This is a genomic window from Idiomarina fontislapidosi (assembly GCF_003226255.1).
GTDB lineage: Bacteria > Pseudomonadota > Gammaproteobacteria > Enterobacterales > Alteromonadaceae > Idiomarina > Idiomarina fontislapidosi.
In genome coordinates, this window is record NZ_QJST01000002.1 from 260,994 (window position 1) to 280,226 (window position 19,233).

Annotated in this window: 15 protein-coding genes and 1 riboswitch; of the genes, 3 read left to right on the forward strand and 12 right to left on the reverse strand. The window is 47.2% G+C overall.

Annotated elements, in window-relative coordinates:
• Positions 1–35: 35 nt before the first annotated feature.
• Positions 36–1,598 (forward strand): peptide MFS transporter, encoded by a 1,563-nt coding sequence (locus DFP83_RS03795; protein WP_110573324.1) that lies wholly within the window; start codon positions 36–38, stop codon positions 1,596–1,598.
• Between the two features lie 54 nt (positions 1,599–1,652).
• Here DFP83_RS03795 and DFP83_RS03800 read toward each other — a convergent pair whose 3' ends face one another.
• From DFP83_RS03800 to DFP83_RS03850, 11 genes are all read right to left on the reverse strand, one after another.
• Complete coding sequence (locus DFP83_RS03800; RefSeq protein WP_110573326.1) at positions 1,653–2,132, reverse strand: hotdog fold domain-containing protein; 480 nt, start codon at positions 2,130–2,132, stop codon at positions 1,653–1,655.
• Positions 2,133–2,202: 70 nt separating this feature from the next.
• Positions 2,203–4,428 carry an NADP-dependent isocitrate dehydrogenase gene (locus tag DFP83_RS03805; RefSeq protein ID WP_110573328.1) on the reverse strand — a complete coding sequence of 742 codons (2,226 nt, stop codon included), beginning with the start codon at positions 4,426–4,428 and terminating at the stop codon, positions 2,203–2,205.
• A 73-nt stretch (positions 4,429–4,501) separates the two neighbouring features.
• Positions 4,502–4,942, reverse strand: coding sequence for a VOC family protein (locus DFP83_RS03810; RefSeq protein WP_110573672.1), 441 nt, complete (start codon positions 4,940–4,942; stop codon positions 4,502–4,504).
• A 77-nt stretch (positions 4,943–5,019) separates the two neighbouring features.
• Positions 5,020–6,756 carry a thiamine pyrophosphate-binding protein gene (locus tag DFP83_RS03815; RefSeq protein ID WP_110573330.1) on the reverse strand — a complete coding sequence of 579 codons (1,737 nt, stop codon included), beginning with the start codon at positions 6,754–6,756 and terminating at the stop codon, positions 5,020–5,022.
• Positions 6,757–6,765: 9 nt separating this feature from the next.
• On the reverse strand, positions 6,766–7,944 hold the full coding sequence (locus DFP83_RS03820) for an alpha-hydroxy acid oxidase (RefSeq protein ID WP_110573332.1): 1,179 nt from the start codon (positions 7,942–7,944) through the stop codon (positions 6,766–6,768).
• Positions 7,913–8,614 (reverse strand): YgjP family zinc-dependent metalloprotease, encoded by a 702-nt coding sequence (locus DFP83_RS03825; protein ID WP_110573334.1) that lies wholly within the window; start codon positions 8,612–8,614, stop codon positions 7,913–7,915. The genes DFP83_RS03820 and DFP83_RS03825 overlap by 32 nt, the downstream gene beginning before the upstream one ends.
• Positions 8,589–9,434 carry an ion transporter gene (locus DFP83_RS03830; RefSeq protein ID WP_110573337.1) on the reverse strand — a complete coding sequence of 282 codons (846 nt, stop codon included), beginning with the start codon at positions 9,432–9,434 and terminating at the stop codon, positions 8,589–8,591. The genes DFP83_RS03825 and DFP83_RS03830 overlap by 26 nt, the downstream gene beginning before the upstream one ends.
• 32 nt (positions 9,435–9,466) lie before the next feature.
• Positions 9,467–10,267 (reverse strand): undecaprenyl-diphosphate phosphatase, encoded by an 801-nt coding sequence (locus DFP83_RS03835; RefSeq protein WP_110573338.1) that lies wholly within the window; start codon positions 10,265–10,267, stop codon positions 9,467–9,469.
• A gap of 95 nt (positions 10,268–10,362) precedes the next feature.
• Entirely contained in the window at positions 10,363–11,745 is a 1,383-nt protein-coding gene (lysC, locus tag DFP83_RS03840) for a lysine-sensitive aspartokinase 3 (RefSeq protein WP_110573340.1), read from the reverse strand.
• Between the two features lie 66 nt (positions 11,746–11,811).
• Positions 11,812–11,980: riboswitch (Lysine riboswitch) on the reverse strand.
• Positions 11,974–13,065 (reverse strand): GGDEF domain-containing protein, encoded by a 1,092-nt coding sequence (locus tag DFP83_RS03845; protein WP_110573342.1) that lies wholly within the window; start codon positions 13,063–13,065, stop codon positions 11,974–11,976. It overlaps the preceding riboswitch by 7 nt.
• Positions 13,066–13,148: 83 nt before the next feature.
• A complete protein-coding gene (locus DFP83_RS03850; RefSeq protein WP_110573344.1) occupies positions 13,149–14,201 on the reverse strand; it encodes an NAD(P)-dependent alcohol dehydrogenase in 1,053 nt (350 codons plus the stop codon).
• A gap of 132 nt (positions 14,202–14,333) precedes the next feature.
• Here DFP83_RS03850 and DFP83_RS03855 point away from each other — a divergent pair, with 132 nt between their 5' ends.
• Both DFP83_RS03855 and DFP83_RS03860 read left to right on the forward strand, forming a co-directional pair.
• Positions 14,334–17,258 carry a ligand-binding sensor domain-containing diguanylate cyclase gene (locus DFP83_RS03855; RefSeq protein ID WP_241971573.1) on the forward strand — a complete coding sequence of 975 codons (2,925 nt, stop codon included), beginning with the start codon at positions 14,334–14,336 and terminating at the stop codon, positions 17,256–17,258.
• Between the two features lie 2 nt (positions 17,259–17,260).
• Positions 17,261–19,069: a DUF885 domain-containing protein gene (locus tag DFP83_RS03860; protein ID WP_181416363.1), complete on the forward strand. Its 1,809-nt coding sequence runs from the start codon at positions 17,261–17,263 to the stop codon at positions 19,067–19,069.
• Here the strand turns inward: DFP83_RS03860 and DFP83_RS03865 are convergent.
• Entirely contained in the window at positions 19,066–19,233 is a 168-nt protein-coding gene (locus DFP83_RS03865) for a DUF2256 domain-containing protein (protein WP_110573349.1), read from the reverse strand. The two genes, DFP83_RS03860 and DFP83_RS03865, sit on opposite strands and share 4 nt — an antisense overlap.

Below are 19,233 nucleotides of genomic sequence, written 5' to 3' on the forward strand. Positions count from 1 at the left end.
TCAACATTAATTTTTATAACAAACGGATAATTAAAATGGATCCAAAAAATATTGTCGACAAAGACGCTAGTTTTTTCGGACAGCCAGGGGGACTTCAAACCCTGTTCTTTACCGAAATGTGGGAGCGCATGAGTTATTACGGTATGCGCGCTTTGCTCGTACTGTTTATGACAGCTTCAATGCAAGAAGGTGGGCTTGCCATCACCGTCGCCTCCGCCACAGCCATTTATGGTCTTTACACCGGTGGCGTATATTTCATGGGACTTCCCGGTGGTTGGATTGCTGACCGCCTATTAGGTGGCCAGCGCGCAACGTGGTACGGCGGCATCATCATCATGCTGGGCCATATTGTCTTGGCAATCCCAAGTGAAGCCAGCTTCTTTATTGGTATGATCCTCGTGGTGCTGGGTACTGGGTTATTAAAACCTAATATTACAGCCATGGTCGGCCAGCTCTATAGTTCAGATGATGATCGTCGTGACGGCGGTTACACCTTGTACTATATGGGTATCAATATTGGTTCCATTATCGGTTACTTCGTTACCGGTTATTTGCAAGAAAACGCTGGATATCACTGGGGCTTCGGCGCTGCAGCAGTAGGTATGGCATTGGGCTTGATCCAATACAAACTGACTCAACCCAAACTGAAAGGTGTGGGTGAAAAACCAGCCAAACCTATGAGTGCGGGCGCAGCCAAGCGCAGTTGGGCAGTGATTTATCTATTACTTGCTGGGTTGGCTGTTGTGACTTACTTAGCATTGACTGGCGTTATTATTATTAATCCGGTCGCTGTTGCAGGTAACGTAGCCATCATCTTTACGGTTATCTTTTTCCTTTACTACCTCAGCATTTTCTTATTCGGGAAACTCACCCGCAATGAGATGAAGCGCTTAGGCGCCCTGTTCTTGGTCTGTATTGCATCGACGATGTTTTGGGCTGGATTTGAGCAGGCAGGTTCGTCCTTCAACCTATTCGCGCGTGACTTAACCGATCGCATGATTGGTGATTTCGAGATCCCAACGACATGGTTCCAGTCGTTGAACTCGATCTTTTTGGTGACGTTATCACCCTTCTTCGCAGCGCTCTGGATTAACCTCAGCAAACGTATGATCAACCCATCATACGGTTTCAAAAGTGCAATCGGTCTAATCATCATGGCGACCGGCTTTATCGTCATGTTCTTCGCATCACAAGCGGCTGCCAGCGGTCTTAAAGTAGCGCCTTATTGGTTGGTAGCGGTTTACTTCATCCACACCGTGGGTGAGTTATGCTTGAGCCCTGTTGCATTGAGCGCGGTCAGTAAGCTGTCGCCAAAACGCATGGCAGGTCAGTTGATGGGTGTATTCGTACTGACTTATGCAATGGGTAACGTAATAGCGGGACTCTTAGCGGGCGGACTCGATCCAGAGAATCCACAAGCGATGCCAGAGTTGTACTGGACCATCTTCATGTTTGGCGTCAGTGTAGGTGCAGTGGTATTCGTACTGGCATTCTTCACGCGCAAATGGGAAAAGCTGCCACCAGACGATGGTGAGGCAGATAATGATGACCACCCAGGCGCTGTCATCGATGCTAACGAGCCGGTGAGTAAACCTTAATCGGATACAATATAACGATATAGAAAAGGGGCTTCGGCCCCTTTTTATTTGACCTTAAGACTTTGGCTTTTGTGGTTTCTCTGAAACATAAATGGTGATATGCCCCGCCGCCACGACAGTGCCATCTGCACGATAAGCGGTGACTTCGATAGGCTGATCCCCGACTTGCCAAGTATCCTCTGTCGCTTTTGCTTCAACGCGGACATCACTGTCGGTCTTTGCTAGGTAATTCACTTGCATGCCTTTGGGCAACCAGCGTAAATGTTTTGGAATCGATGCTTCAGCCAATGCGCCCATCGCCATTTCCATCCCATTACATACAGCAATCGCATGAACCGTACCAATATGGTTCTCCACCGCCTTCCGCTTGTTAAAGGTTAATTGGCAAAAGTTTGGCTTGAGTTCAGTAATGAGCGGTTTTATTGAGGCAAAGTAAGGCGCTTTACGAGCAAACATCATCGAAAAGATACGTGCACCAAAAGGTAGCTTTAAACACTGTGCTCTGAGTTTTAATAAGTAATTATGTTCACTCACGTGTATTCCTTAATAATCAGACATAAAAAAAGCAGGCCGCAGCCTGCTTTTTATCACAACCCGTTTAGGATTATAAGCTAGCGAGCGTCTCGTTCAATACAGAACATGGACGCATTGCAGCAGATACCTTATCAGCGTTTGGCTGATAGTAACCACCGATATCGACTTGCTTACCTTGAACACCGTTCAGTTCATCCATAATGGCTTGCTCGTTCTTTTGCATCGCAGTAGCGAGTTTCTCGAAACGTACCTGAAGTTCTTCGTCTTCAGTTTGCTTAGCCAACGATTCAGCCCAGTACATTGCCAAATAGAAATGCGAGCCGCGGTTATCAATCTCACCGACTTTACGCGATGGCGACTTGTTCTCTTCCAAGAATTTCGCTGTAGCATTATCAAGCGCATCGGCCAAAATCTGTGCACGACGGTTGTCGGTCGCACGGCTAAGATGCTCAAGTGAAGCAGCCAGAGCGAGGAATTCACCCAGCGAGTCCCAACGCAAGTGGTTCTCTTCGACGAACTGCTGAACGTGTTTCGGTGCAGAGCCACCCGCGCCGGTTTCAAATAAACCGCCACCATTCATCAATGGAACAATCGATAACATTTTCGCTGAAGTACCCAACTCAAGAATTGGGAATAAGTCAGTCAAGTAATCACGTAAAACGTTACCAGTCACAGAGATCGTGTCTTTACCTTCTTTCACACGCTTCAACGTATGACGCGTTGCTTCCTCTGGCGACATGATTTGGATATCCAAACCATCGGTATCGTGCTCTTTCAAATACGTCTCAACTTTGCTGATTAATTGAGCATCATGTGCACGGTTTTTGTCTAACCAAAATACTGCTGGCATGCCACTTAAGCGTGAACGATTAACCGCTAGCTTGACCCAGTCACGGATAGGCTCATCTTTTACCTGACACATGCGCCAGATGTCGCCTTGTTCAACTGCGTGTTCGAATACGACGTCACCTGCTTGATTCAATACCTTAACGGTACCATCAGCAGGGATCTCAAAGGTTTTATCGTGCGAACCGTATTCTTCTGCTTTTTGTGCCATCAAGCCAACGTTAGGTACGGTACCCATAGTTGCTGGATCAAACGCACCGTTTTCGCGACAGAAGTTAATGGTCTCTTGGTAAACGCCCGCATAACAGCGATCCGGGATCATTGCCTTCGCTTCTTTCTGTCCACCTTCACGATCCCACATTTGACCTGAGTCACGAATCATTGCCGGCATTGACGCATCGATAATGACATCGCTCGGCACGTGTAGGTTGGTGATACCTTTGTCCGAGTTAACCATTGCTAGCTCAGCTTGCTTCGCGTAAACAGAGTTTAAATCATTCTCAACTTCTTGACGCTGTTCGTCAGTCAGTTTATCGAGTTTTGAATACAAGTCGCCAATACCGTTGCTGGCGTCAAACTCGATTTCTTTCATCAAGTCAGCGTGCTTTTCTAACACGTCTTTAAAGTATACGCGTACCGCGTGACCGAACATGATAGGGTCAGAAACCTTCATCATGGTGGCTTTCAAATGCAGTGAAAGTAAAACGCCCTGCTCTTTAGCGGCGACGGTTTCTTTCTCAAAGAACGCCTGTAGCTTCTTACGGCTCATGACCGCAGCATCAACCACTTCGCCGGCTAATACGTTGATACCGTCTTTTAATACGGTTTGTTCGCCGTTGCTTTCTAGCACAATTTTAAAGCTATCATCTTGGCTCGAGGTCACTGATTTCTCAGAACCATAGAAATCGCCTTCTTCCATGTGCGCAACGTGAGCTTGGTTGTCATTGCTCCAAGCGCCCATACGGTGTGGGTGCTTCTTCGCGAAGTTTTTGACAGCCATCGGTGCACGACGGTCTGAGTTACCTTCACGCAACACAGGGTTAACCGCACTACCTTTAACACGATCATAGCGCGTGCGAATGTCTTTCTCTTCATCAGTTTGCGGATCAAATGGGAAGTCAGGCAGTTTGTAGCCTTGAGCTTGCAACTCTTTAATACACGCAGTCATCTGAGGAATGGACGCGCTGATGTTAGGTAATTTAATAATGTTCGCTTCAGGCGTTTTCGCCAGCTCACCTAACTCGGCCAATGCGTCTGACTGGCGCTGCTCCTCAGTAAGATACTCAGGGAATTGCGAAATAATGCGACCTGCAAGTGAAATATCACGCGTTTCAACTTTAACGCCTGCTGCTTTAGTAAAGCTTTGGATGATAGGCAGCAACGAGTAAGTTGCTAAACGTGGTGCTTCATCCGTTTCTGTATAAATAATCTTCGATTTGTCGTTAGACATAATGATTCCTATCGTTTATCAGACTTCGTAATAGGTTGAACTGTGGGCAAATTATACGGGATCTACCCTCTAATTACCATTCACCCGTGTTTTCCATCGTGTCCCAAGGCGCCTCAGGTTCACGTGCACCGCCTTTCTGTAGTAGCTCAAGTGAGATACCATCCGGCGAACGAACAAATGCCATACGCCCATCACGAGGCGGACGATTAATTGTCACACCATTATCTTGTAACTTCTTACACAGCCCGTAGATATCATCGACCTCATAGGCAAGGTGTCCGAAATTGCGTCCACCCTCGTAAGATTCTGGATCCCAGTTATAGGTGAGTTCCAGCATCGGCGCTTTATGCTCGTTTGCCGCTTGCTCACCTTCTGGTGCCGCTAGGAAAACCAAGGTAAAACGCCCTGCTTCATTCTCTTTGCGGTACATTTCCTTGAGACCTATCAGATCACAATAAAAACGCAGTGACGCATCAAGATCTTCAACGCGCACCATCGTGTGTAAATATCTCACCATTAACTCCTAACTTACTATTTGCTCTAGTGTAATCTGTTTACCGCATCAGCGCGATTCGACCTTTGGCGAATCGGTTAGCCTAACAATTTACGCTTAACAGCACGACCTGCGATACGCAGTTTTTGCCGCGCTGGAAAGCGTTTAAATGTCGACTTGACCGTGCCTTGGGTAAAGCACGTCGGCTTGCTGTAGTCAATGTTAACATCAACCAGCACGCTCTGTCCTTGAGCTGCAGTAGTAAACGCCTCAGCTAAATACGCATCTAAGTCCGCTTCGGTTTCAATCCGTAGATAGTGTGCTCCGGTAGCGATTGCCATCCCCTCAAATTTAGCTCCCACCAGCGAAGTACATGGCTGGCGACCATAGGGCATCTGCTGTGCTTGCGCAATTTGTGACAGCGCGCCGTCATTAAAAACAAAACAAACGACCCCAAGCCCCTGCTGTTTGGCCGTCAGTAATTCCATGCCTGTCATCACAAAACAACCATCACCGACAACGGCAATCGTCTGACGTTCAGGGTGTGCCAGTTTTGCACCAATGGCTGCTGGTACCGCATAACCCATTGCATTATAGTCGGTAGGTGTTAGCAATGTCATAGCCGCCTTCAGCGGTAATAACTCAGCGGCTAAGTAGGTATGATTACCATCGTCCAACACGATGGTAGCATTATCATCCAGCTGAGCACTTAAGGCCTCAAAAAAGTATTGAGGATTAACACGGCTACCGCTGTCATGCGCCCGCCATTCATTAATATAAGCCTGCTTCTGTTGTTTAATGGTCGCAATAAGCTGGGTGTTCTCGCTACGCGCAGGTTGGTCGCGTAATGCCTCATTTAATTGCTGAAGTACCTCATCTGCATCGCCCTGAATACTCACTTGACTCGGATAATTGCGGTCAAAGACAGCGTCATCAATATCAATATGGATTAAGTTTTCGGGTACCACAGCGCTGAAACTACCGGTGGGAATTTCAGCAAAGCGAGTACCAATCGCAATCATCACATCACACTGCGCAAAACTCGAACGAGCAGCAGGTACGGCTGAGGGTGAGAAACCAAATCCCGCATGCAACGGGTGATCATGTGGAAAAACCGAGAGTCCTTGAAGCGTCGTGGCTACGGGTGCTTGTAAGTGTTCGGCCAATTCAACCAAGGCCGCTTGCGCATGGCGAGCCCCCCAACCAGCAAATATTCCTGGCCTTTTACCTGCTGATATGAGCTCAATCGCACGCTCGAGTGCCTTTTTATCGATCATAGGCTGATTGGTTTGAGGAGGCGCGTTGGGTTTATCAACGGCGGCATCAAACAGTTGTAAATTAACGGGGATTTCAACCGATACGGGGCCTGGCTTGCCCTCCGTAGCAAGTTGATAGGCAGCATACAAAGTATCGGTCACCTCATTTTGATGACTGATGCGAAATGCGCCCTTGGTAATACCCTTTGCCAGTTCGAGCTGGTCAACACCATGCAAAACAAAGTCGTGCGGCGTATCACTACGCACGCCGCCCGATATCACTAACATGGGTACACCATCGAGATAGGCCTCACCAATACCACTGGCGGCATGGGTAAACCCCGCTGCAGGCACTATCGCCAACACCCCAATCCCCTCATGCATTGGCCGAACCCGACTCATGCCATCGGCCATAAAAGCCGCACCGCCCTCATGAGTCACTAATATTGGGGTAATTTTCTGACTCGCATTTAACGCATCATAAAACTCGGTATTGTGCACACCCGGAATGCCAAAGGTATGTGTGACGCCCAGTCGTTCAAGCGCCATGACGGCTAACTGTGCTGCATTTTTTCTCACACGCGCTCCTTATTTATTATTGTTTTGTAGGTGCGAGCAATTAAGTTGAGCGATATCTGTGCACCCCATTAATGCTAAACTCACTGACAATGCTTTATGCCACTGGCTAAGCAGCGCACTCACACCCGCCTCACCCTGACTCGCTAATGCATAAACCCAAGCGCGCCCAAGCAGCCCACCATCGGCACCTAATGCCAGTGCGATTAATAAATCCTGTGGATTACGAATCCCCCCATCAAGCCACAACTCAACCTGCGCTCGGCAGTCATGTTCTTTTAGATGTTGGTGGATCTGCGGTAACACATCAATCGGGCATGCCGCGCCATCGAGCTGCCGCCCACCATGATTCGAGATAATTAATCCGTCCGCACCCACTTTCACCGCCTGCAGCGCATCATCCTCGTGCAGAATACCTTTAATCACTAACTTGCCAGGCCAACGTGCACGAAGCCACGCAATGTCATCCCAACTAACACTCGGGTCAAACTGCTCATCCACCCAGCGCTTAAAGTCAGTTAATTGGCGTGCATTGGGAACGGCTTCGGTAAGGTTACCGAATACATGCGGTCCGCCCTTAATACCCACATCCCATAACCATTTGGGGTGAGCGATAAAATCAAGCGTTCGACGCAGTTTGGCGAGTCGGCTATTAGATTCAAAGCCATTTCGAACATCGCGATAGCGAACGCCCAATACAGCTAAATCGACCGTGACAACTAATACCTCAACACCCTGTTTACGGACACGATCAAGAAGTTGCGCGACAAACTCGCGATCGCGCATCATATAAAGTTGGAACCAGGCGGGTTGATGCTCGCGATGTTGATGAATTTCCTCAATACCGCACAATGACACAGTTGATGCACAGAAAGGAAGATGCTGGCGTTGTGCTGCACGAAACGCTTGTGTTTCGCCACGACGCGCCATCATTCCCGCAAGCCCCACGGGACCCAAAGCGAGCGGTGCTGAATAACATTGACCGAGCCGTTCAACGGCTAAATTGATATGCTCTACATCGCGCATAACACGTTGCTGTAGCCGCCAACGTGTAAAGGAGTGGATATTAGACTGCGCCGTTTGCTCGGCAAACGCGCCGCCATCAATATAATCAAATAATGCACGCGGCAACCGCCGTTCGGCAGCCTGTCTAAAATCCTCAGTGCCCGCTGGGGTAATCGGGTATCTCATAATGATTTAAACGTTGTTTTAATGAACGCCAATTAGGTAGAAACGAGTCCATTAACGCATAAAAACGCGCGTTATGGTAGCGTTCAAATAAGTGAGTCAGTTCGTGGACAACGACATACTCAAGTAACTCGGTAGGAAAATGAACGAGCTGAAAACTGAGCCAAATTTTTTTAGTACGGGTATTGCAGCTCCCCCACCGAGTATGCATTTTTCGAATGCCAAAACTGCTTGCCCGAACCCCCATGATGGGTTCCCAGTGCGCCAGTAAACGTGCAATATTTTGGTCTAAATGGCGTCTCAGTTGCCGCTCAACCTGCTGTTCACCCAGCGAACCAGCCCCCCTCACATAAACTGATACGACCGATGATGCGACATTTACCCCGGCCTGTGAGGCTGCCTGACAGCGCTGACACCGATACCACTGTCCGTCGATCAGCGCGCGCTCTGTGTTAAATAACGAAACACTTGGAGAACGAGCCGTATCTCGCAGTTGCGCTCGTCGTTGCTCTATCCATTCGCGACGCTCAGCAAGTAGCTGGTCAATATAATGTTGTGGGCAACGCTTAGGCGCACTGACCTCGAGCTCATCAGCCGAGCGCAAGCGCAAATAAATGTGTTTTATGGGCTTGCGCACAATACGAATTTTAACGGGCGTCGTTACTTGAGTCATGACCACCTTGTTTGATGATGAGCTGCTTTAACTCATTAATTTCCGAACGCAAGCTATCGATTTGCTCGTTTAACTGATCTTCACGGTTTTGCTCAAGCTCTTGCTCGCACGCCTGTAGTTCAAGTCGGCTCTCTTTATCCATCACATTAACAACAATACCGATGACCATATTTAAAAACGCAAAAGCAGTCAAAAAGATAAAGGTCATGTAGAACAGCCAACTCCATGGATACACTTCCATGGTCTCGTACTGAATATCGGTCCAATCCTCAAACGTCATTACTCGGAAGAGCGTCAGCATCGAACGCGCAATGTTTTCCCATAAGAACGGGTTGATATCTTTAAATAAATAGCTGCCTAGCGCGGCATAGATATAAAAGATAATAAACATCAACAACACCACATAACCCATCTGTGGCAGAGCTTTCAGCAAGGATGTGATTAAGGTTCTTAATTCAGGGATGATCGAAATCATCCTGAGCACTCGGAATATGCGCACCAAGCGCGCCAGCAAGGCTAGCTCAGAATCATTAACAGGGATTAAGCTGACCACAACGACAAGCGTATCAAATACGTTCCAGCCGTTTTTAAAGAACCGTTTTTTATCGCTATCAGCAATAAAGCGAATACTGATTTCGACCACAAAAAAAACGGTAATAAACCAGTCCAACCCCACCAACAAGGTGTTGACTAAATTGGGCAGGTCATAGGTCTTAGCGCCTATCTCGAGCGCTGAGATGATGATGACGCTAATCACCGCGAATTCAAATAGACGATTGTCTTTTAGCGCAGCCAAGCGTCCTTTTAGTGTCTCATACATACCTTTGCTTTACCTTCAATATCGAAACACAGTTACAAATAGAACACCCAAACCAAATAACCTGCGAGCAAAAAGCGATAAATGACATAAGGCCACATACCCACTTGATTTAACCATTTCAAGAATAGATGGATCGCCGTAATTGCCGTAATGAACGACGCTAAAGTGCCTATCGCAAAGGCTGTCCAGTCGATTGATAGGTCCTCACTGACCACATCCAGCAACTTCAGCGTAGCGGCTGCAACAGTGATTGGAATGGCCATGAAAAACGAAAACTTAGACGCTGTCTCACGCGTCATGCCAAGAAAGAGTCCAGCAGTAATCGTTGACCCCGAGCGCGAAGTGCCTGGAATCAGTGCTATCGCCTGAAATAAACCGATAACTAAAGCGTCTTTTAAACCAATTTGTTCAAGTGTGCGCTGACCACGACAAAACTTATCAGCGACCGCGAGCAAGATAGCAAACACCACCGTGGTGGTAATAATCACTGCAACAGCGCGCAAGGCCGAGTCGACGTAGTCAATCAGGAAATAACCGGCGATACAAGCGGGTATAGTGGCAATCACGACCATCCAGGCAAGCTTACTCTCGCCGACATGACGGCCTTTTGGAATAGAGCGCAGACCATCATAGAGCAACGTACTCACTTCCTTCCGAAAGTAACCCACGACGGCTAGCAGTGTTCCAACGTGCACCGCTAAATCAAAAGCAACCCCTTGGTCTTCCCACCCCGTCAGGACAGGTAGCAAGATTAAATGGGCTGAACTCGAAATGGGTAAAAACTCAGTGATTCCTTGTAAAATACCCAACCAAATAGCGTGTAGAAAATCCATGTAAATGCCCGCGCCTAATCATTATTGTCATTGCGCAGGCATTATACTCATAACCCTTGCTATGTTAATCAGCGAATACTTAATTTTTCGAAGCTTTATCGCTTTATTCTGTCGTGTAAACGATTAACAACCGAATCAGTATCGGCTGCAGGGATTAAAAAGCATAGATTATAAGGACTCGCACCCTGACAAATCATCCGCACCGGTGTAGGTGATACGGCGTCGAACACCCATTGACTGAGCTGAGATTGACGTCCAATTTGGTTGCCTATTAAAGCCACTAAAGACAGGTCGTGTTCTAACTCAACGCGCGCAAACGCCTCGATCGCCTCTATCGCAGCGGAGGGCACAGTCGCCCGATTATTGGCTTGGCTACCGCCTTCATCCAGTGTCAATGCAATACTCACTTCAGATGTCGTAATAAGGTCGATACTGATGTCATATTTTGCAAAGATAGCAAAGAGCTTCGCTAAGAATCCTGATGCATGAAACATATCGATACTATGCACGGTCATCAGCGTCTGCTTTTTTCTAACAGCGATTGCGCGTACATCTGGACGAAAAACAGTATCTCTTACAAGACGTGTACCACCGCGTTCGGGATAATGGCTGTGGCCGACAAAAACAGGGATATTATGCTCAATAGCGGGAATCAGGCTGGCTGGGTGGAGCACCTTTGCACCAAAGGTTGCCATTTCAGCCGCTTCATCAAAACTCATCTCTGGAATGGGGAATGCGTCCTCGCACAAGCGCGGATCAGTTGAGTACACTCCGGCTACGTCGGTCCAAATTTGCACCTCTTGCGCGTCAATTGCAACGGCTAACAACGCAGCACTATAATCACTGCCACCGCGTCCTAGCGTCGTTGTAACACCCGTTTGAGTCGCACCGATGAATCCTTGAGTGACGTACTGAATAGACTCATCTAATGCTTCAAATTGTTGTTTTGTTTTACTGCGCGTAGCCGCCATATCGGGTCGGGCATGACCAAACCGGTCATCGGTAACTAACCAGTTTTCAGCGGGCAAGACGTCAGCAGAAGTGCCATCAAGCTCTTCCCACACAGCACAAAACAGAACACTAGAACAGGCTTCGCCAAAACTCAGTAACTTATCACGCCACTGTGCGTAGTCTTCGGTCGTTTTATCTGGCGCTTGGTCCACATGCAAAGATAGTGCGAGATGGATCTGTTCAAGTTGCGCACGCCAGTGCTGCAAACGCGCCGCGTCGAGCTTTGATATATGCGAAATGATCGTTTGATGGCGCTCGGTGATTTGTGACAACATGTCGGCGCTGTCACGCACTGTCTGTGCAATACTGACCAATAAGTCGGTGACTCCCCCACAAGCGCTAACAACCACTATTGTGCGTTGAGTTTGTTGCTGAATATTGGCGACCGCAGCACTAATAGCCTGATACGTCGCTACGCTGGTACCACCAAATTTGGCGATAGATAGATTCTTTTGAAGTTGATTCATTTGATCCTCTGAACAAATTACAACAATGTTCAGAGAGCTTGGTCCACGCTGAGATGACTCAATAATGCAGCCAGAAGCTCTCCACCCGACAGGTGACAACTGCAGGTGTTCAAACCCAACAGCCGATAGACCATCGTCCAACCAATGACCTACCTCGGCGGTTCACTCCCTGACATTTCTAAGTGCTGGAACTGAAACAGAAATGCTACCTAGTAACCGCGCCTCTTCCTAAACCGTATTATTGACTTTTCGTGATTCAGATTCAACCGCCGAAACAAAACTTTGAACTCGGTTTCTTCCATTCGATTTAGCTTGATAGAGTGCTCTATCGGCCTGAGAAATTAATTCTTCGGGGCTTTTAACTCGATCAGTGCTCGATACACCAATGCTGACACTTGTGGTCACCGCATCATTCACTTTTATATTGAGACGCTTACGAATCCGCTCAGCTAACTCGACGGCATCGAGGTGAGAGGTATTGGGCGCGATGATTAAAAACTCTTCGCCCCCCCAACGTCCCACAACATCGTAGCCTCGCACCGACTCAGACAACCGCTGCGCTAATTTAATCAATACTTCGTCACCAAAGAGGTGACCATATTCATCATTAATCCGTTTAAATAAATCGACATCGAGCAGAAGAATCGAAATTGGTAGCGAACGACGCTCTTTGTATAAACTAAAAAGCGTGGAATCCAAGTACTGGCGATTGAATAACTGAGTCAATTTATCGGTTTTCGCCATTTTATCTAATCGAATACTTTGTTCATGTAGTAATTGATTCGCCTCGGTACGAGTTTTTTCGTAAAACCGATACAAAAGTATACTAATAACGAATACTTCAATGGTATTCAAAAAGGCACCTAGAGTCAGGTGAGGTGCTTGTTGTACGAATATTGTGTCGTACAGCTGAAGCGTAAATATAGAAAAAAAGACCACCGTGACCCAAAGCCCTTTATTTTTTCCTAATAAGAAAAAAGCAAATGGAGGAAATAAAGCAGTCCATAAATAACCATTGTTGTTGCCTGCGGCCAAACTCAGAAACGTCGTGATTAGCAGACCGATCATCAATGTGAACAGCCAACTTACAAGCTCGATCAAGTGCCGCTTTTTCAAAAGGTACCACAAACTTGCGGCGATAGACGCGCCCACTGCGTCCAGCGTCGCTAAGTCGAGAGCGTCAAATAAAAATAAGTTTAAAATGGCTAACAGCAGCAAAGCGATTACGCCGATCACTAAACATACTTCTAATAGTTGTCGGCGACGATAGTTCGGATCGAGCTTACCCGAAATATAGGTGGGACGAAGTAATTTTTTCACGAGGGTTGATTAACCGTCCAAATAAAAAAAGATTGACGGAATTTTAACCTCCCGTCAATCTTTTTGATTGAAGACTAACTAATTCACGCAGATTGCTTGAGTGTATCCATATCGATAACAAAACGGTATTTCACGTCGCCTTTTTTCATTCGCTCAAAGGCATCATTAATATTTTTGATATCAAGCATCTCAACATCACAGTGAATACCATGTTCTCCACAGAAATCGAGCATCTCTTGGGTTTCTGGCATACCACCTATCAACGAGCCGGCTAACACTCGACGTTTAAGCACTAATTGCCCCGCTTGTAACGCCGGATCCACAGGCTCAAGTAAGCCGACCAGAATATGTGTGCCATCAAACTTCAAGCAATTAAGGTACGGGTTAAGATCATGCTGCACAGGAACCGTGTCGAGCATGAAATCAAATGTTTCGGCAACCGCTTCCATTTGTGCCTCATCAGTTGAAATAACCACGTGATCGGCACCCTGCTTTTTGGCTTCTTTTACCTTACTTTCTGAGCGTGTAAACAAGGTGACTTCTGCACCCATCGCTTTAGCGAATTTGACACCCATATGACCTAAGCCACCCATGCCAATCACACCGACCTTATCACCTTTTTTAACGCCATAATGACGCAACGGTGAATAGGTTGTAATACCTGCACACAACAATGGCGCACTTTTAGCTGGATCGAGTGAGTCTGGAACACGCACAACAAATCGGTCGCTGACGACCACGTTCTCTGAATATCCGCCATAGGTAATTGAACCGTCGTGTTTGTCTTCACCATTATAAGTCGGCACCATACCGTTTAAGCAGTATTGCTCCAAACCTTCATCACATGCTTCGCAACTGCGACATGAATCAACCATACAGCCGACCCCAACGATGTCGCCTTCTTTATAATCTTTAACGTCAGCACCGACCTGAGTTACACGACCAATAATTTCGTGGCCAGGCACGACCGGATATAGGGTGCCACCCCAATCATTTTGTACATAGTGGATGTCCGTGTGACATACACCACAATATAAAATATCGATAGCTACGTCATCAGCACGAGGTTCACGACGTTCAATAGTATGGGGCGCCATACCCGATGTTTCAGATTGTGCCGCATATGATTTGGTCATGTTTAATCTCCAAAGTTGATATATTTTTAGATTCGGTTATTACTAATGGTGTAACTATTGGTAATCAATTTACAATTCACGTACCATCTGATTGCAAGCAATCTTTTGAGCCGTAAATTAAGGCCTAAACACGTGATATCCAAGAAACTAAAACTGTTCACACTCGTTGTTGCTGTTTCACTATTCAGTATAGACAGTCACGCGCAAAACGCTCCTGCTAGTTCAGCCATACATACATTCGATTTTGAGCTACCCGTTGACCAGTCCATACACTATATGACCCGTCAAGCTTGGACCACGCGCAATGGTCTGCCTCATAACTCAATTAATGCCATTGCCCAAGATAAACAGGGTTTCCTTTGGTTTGGCACTTGGCAAGGTCCCGTTCGGTTTGATGGCAAAGACTTTGATATCTACGACGATATTCGTGTTACTGGATTACCCGACATCGGGATTTTCTCAATCGCGCTCAATCCGTGCGATGACAGCATTTACGTTGCCGGCGCTCGCGGCGGTATTAGCCGTTTCCATGACAACAGATGGCTACCTCTTGAACCTGCGCCCCCGTTTATCAATGAAGTTGAGATTGATAAAAACTGCACTATTTGGGTGTCTAGCAGTGAGAAGGGGCTTATCAATTATGAAAATAATGAGCGTGTATCCCGCTTCACTACAGAACAGGGATTGCCGTCCAATAACGTCTACCAGAGCCGTGTAGACGCTAGCGGGAATTTATGGGCCGCTACTGCCGGTGGTCTCTCCGTTAAACGAGCCGGCGCGATGCGCTTTGAATTAATTGATGACTTACCTGCGAACCGGGTCCGTAAGTTATTGATTGATTCGGATGGCCGACTATTGGTGGGTACCGGAAGTGGCTTGTATCGACAACAAGATGACAAATTTACGTTCGAAAAATTACTACCTAACCTAAACTTCACCATCAGCGCAATTAATAGGACACGAGACGGCGCGCTTTGGCTGGGCACTTACCGCAATGGCGTATTGCGCTTTTACAATGGTGAGTTGCAACAAGTCAATACGGACAATGGACTGCCGAATAATCACGTTCTCGATATATTGGAAGACCAAGAAGGCAGCGTGTGGGTATCCACTCACGGTGGATTAATGCAGTTTCGTCGTTCACTATTTACGACCATGCAATCCCACAATGGGCTGGCGGGTGACTTTGTTCGCTCTGTGTATGAATTTAACGACAAGCTTTACGTTGGTACCAGCAGTGGAATCAGCACACTGACCAAAGCGCAACTGGCAACGTTTGAATCGCCCCACCCGTTAGCCAATCAGTCAGTTTTATCCTTTTCTGAATACAATAACCAGCTGTTAATAGGTACCTATACGAACGGCTTGTTCATTTGGGATGGTGAGCGTGTAACTGACCACTTAACGACCAAAAACGTGCTCAAATCAGATGAAGTACGAGCCATCGCTGGCTCCGAGAAGCACGGGCTCTTTCTCGGTTCTCCAGTTGGAGTCACTCAACTTAAGAAAACTGAGAAGGGTTGGCAGACTCGCTTGATAACCACTCAAGACGGACTGCAGAATAACTATATAACGACGCTGCGTATCATTGATAACAAACTCTGGGTGGCGTCTGTCAGCGGTCTGTCCATCGTTGATTTAGATGCATCATCGACAACCGAGTGGCAAGTGCGTCAACTTGATTTCAGTGATTTGCATGATGCACAACTCACTTTCCAAATCAGCCAAAAGGGTCCGTATGTATTTTTGGCAACTGATCGGGGTTTAATTTACCACCACCAAAAGGAAGATACGTGGGCAATCATCAACCGTGATCAGGGGCTTCCTTTTGATAATTTTCTCGCGGTGTCATTTGATGGCGACGCAAATATTTGGCTTGGTTCAAACCGAGGAGCCATTTTTATTGCGCATGATGAGTTCGAGGACTTTCTCTCTGGAAAAACATCGCATCTGACCTATCAACGCTTTACCGAAGTTGATGGTATGGGCAGTTCACAAATAAATAGCGGTGGCCCTTCCATGATACGCAGTCAAAATGGACGAGTATGGATGAGCACCGCCCGCGGCGTTTCATCAGTTGCGCCTTCTGACCTTAAAGCAATGGTCCAAATAGCACCGCCGGCCGTCATTGCCTCCGTCACTGCCGATGGGCAGCGTGTGAGCTATGGCGGTCGAATTCCGGCCGATACTCAACGCTTGGTTGTAAACTACGCAGGTCTTGGTTTTCTAATGGCTGACCATATCGAGTATCAAGTACGCCTTGTCGGCTTTGATGACCAATGGCTCAATCGCGGCTCGATGACTACTTCGGAGTACACGTCACTACCAGCAAACGATTATATATTCCAAGTACGTGCGGCTTATCCGGGAGGCTCTTGGAGTGAACCCGCAAGCTTCGCTTTTGCACGTTCGGAGCATCCTTGGCAGCAGTCATGGTTTTGGCTAAGTCTAGCAGTGGCGATAACAGGTATCGCTACCATGTTAGTACGCGCTCGTATACGTTTCTTAAGCAATCAACGCGCTCAGCTCGAACGCATGGTCGCAGAAAAAACAAGAGAACTTAAAGGCTTGGCGCGCCAAGACTCGCTCACTCAGCTGGGTAATCGACGTGCATTTGATGAACAACTGCAATATGAGGTCAAGCGCTGTGAACGTTCAGCTCAGCCACTGTCGCTCGCCATCATCGATGTCGACCACTTTAAATTAATCAATGACCGGTTTTTGCACGTCGTGGGCGATCAAGTCCTGATCGAACTCTCTACATTGTTGAGCAGTCTTCTGCGAGAGGTTGACTATGTAGCGCGATGGGGCGGAGAAGAGTTTGCTTTGCTCATGCCTGAAACCAATGCAAAGGATGCTCTGCAAGCGGCTGAACGCATTCGACAAACGATTGAGGATGCCTCTTTTAATCACCTTGCCAATGATTTATCGGTTACTGTCAGTATTGGCGTGGCATCAAGTGAACACTATCCAAATCACAGTGCACTGTTAGTTGCAGCAGATAAAGCCTTGTACCAAGCAAAACAAGGCGGACGAAACAGAACGGAGTTAGCTTAATCATGAAACATACCCTCATAGCTTTGACCCTTTTGAGTGTACTGTCAGGTTGCGGCGAAGCACCCACGCAGGGCCAGGACGGTCAAAAAGTATCATCGGTTACAAGTGTGTCGGTATCAGATAAATTGGATGAAATTTATCAAACCTACTTTGATGAAAACCTAAAATTGAATCCGTTGACCGCCACTTACATGGGACGTGAAGAGTACAACGACAAACTCCCCAATTTTCTCTCGCCTGAGCACCGACAGCGTCAGCTCGAACTAGAACAAACATATCTAGCTAAAATAGAATCCATTGACATTAACTCATTGACTGAGAGCCAAAAAATCAGCTATCAGATCTTTCGTCAAGATCGCATGGATGCAATTGCCAGCAGCGCGTTTCCATCGCACTTGATTCCAATTAACCAGTTTTACAACATTGCAAACCAATACGCCATGCTGGGCTCTGGCACATCCGCGCAGCCGTTTAATAATGCAACGGATTACGCAAACTGGGCTGCTCGAATGCAGCAGATTCCTGTGATATTTGATCAAGCCATCGAGAATATGCAGCAAGGTATTGAACAAGATGTTGTGCAACCCAAGGTGCTGATCGAAAAGGCCATCGAACAGATCAGAGCGCAACACGTCAGCGATGTTAAACAAAGCATTTTCTGGCGCCCAGTCGATGATCTGCCGAAATCGTTATCGACACAAGAAAAGCAATCTATTGCTTCGCAATACACGCGTATTTTAACGGATGATGTACTCCCCGCTTATCAACGCTTAGCGGATTATTTAGAACAAGACTACCTCCCTCACACGCGCACCGAAAGTTTTGGAATAGGCCAATTACCGAACGGCAAAGCGTGGTATCAGCACCAAATTAAAGTCAATACATCCGTTGATATTAGTGCCGATAAGGTGCATCAATTGGGCAAACAAGAGGTCGCACGCATTCACAGAGAAATGCGTAAAATCATGCAAGAAATCAACTTCGAAGGCGACCTAAACGCTTTCTTTGACTTTATGACCCATGATGAGCAATTTATTTATCCAAGCCGCCAAGCGATGTTAGAAGACTACCGCTCGTTACGTGCAATTGTCGACGAACGCGTTCCTAAGTTGTTCGATATTTTTCCAGAAGCTGATTACGAAGTAAGGCCGGTAGAACGTTTTCGCGAACAGTCAGCAAGTTCAGGTAGCTATCAGTCGGCGCCGCAAGATAATGCGCGTCCAGCCGTTTTCTACTTGAATACCTATGATTTGGCGTCGCGTCCGACATGGGCAAAAACGGCGCTGTTTCTTCATGAAGCAGCACCAGGGCATCATTTTCAGATCAGTATCCAGCAAGAACTCGAGGGTTTGCCGCTGTTTCGTAAGTATGGTCGCGAAACCGCTTACACCGAGGGTTGGGGACTTTACGCTGAGTCGCTCGGTGATGAGCTAGGTTTATACCAAGACCCTTACCAACGCTTTGGTGCTTTAGCAGCAGAATTGTGGCGCTCGATTCGTTTAGTCACGGATACAGGGATTCATGATAAAGGTTGGACCCGCACCGAAGTACTCGACTATATGTATAAGAATGCGCCCGTAGCAGAAGCTCGTGCCGTATCCGAAGCCGAGCGTTTTATGGCGCTTCCTGGTCAAGCACTTGCTTATAAAGTTGGTCAATTAAAAATAGCTGAACTACGCCGCATGGCAGAGCAAAAACTCGGCGCTAAATTCGACATCAAAGGATTTCATCGCGTTGTGTTAGAGGATGGTGCTTTACCGTTGTTTTTGCTCGAGAAAAAAGTCCGTCTGTGGATAGCTCAACAACTCTAACTATCTTTAAGCCGCTGGCGTGCAACACTGCGCGCCAGCCCAGCGCAGCGCTTTGAACAATATTTCACATGCTCCCAGTCGCGCTCCCACTTTTTCCGCCAGACAAACGGTCGTTGACAGTGCGCGCACACCTTAGAGGGTAAATGAGGTTTCTTATGCGCCAT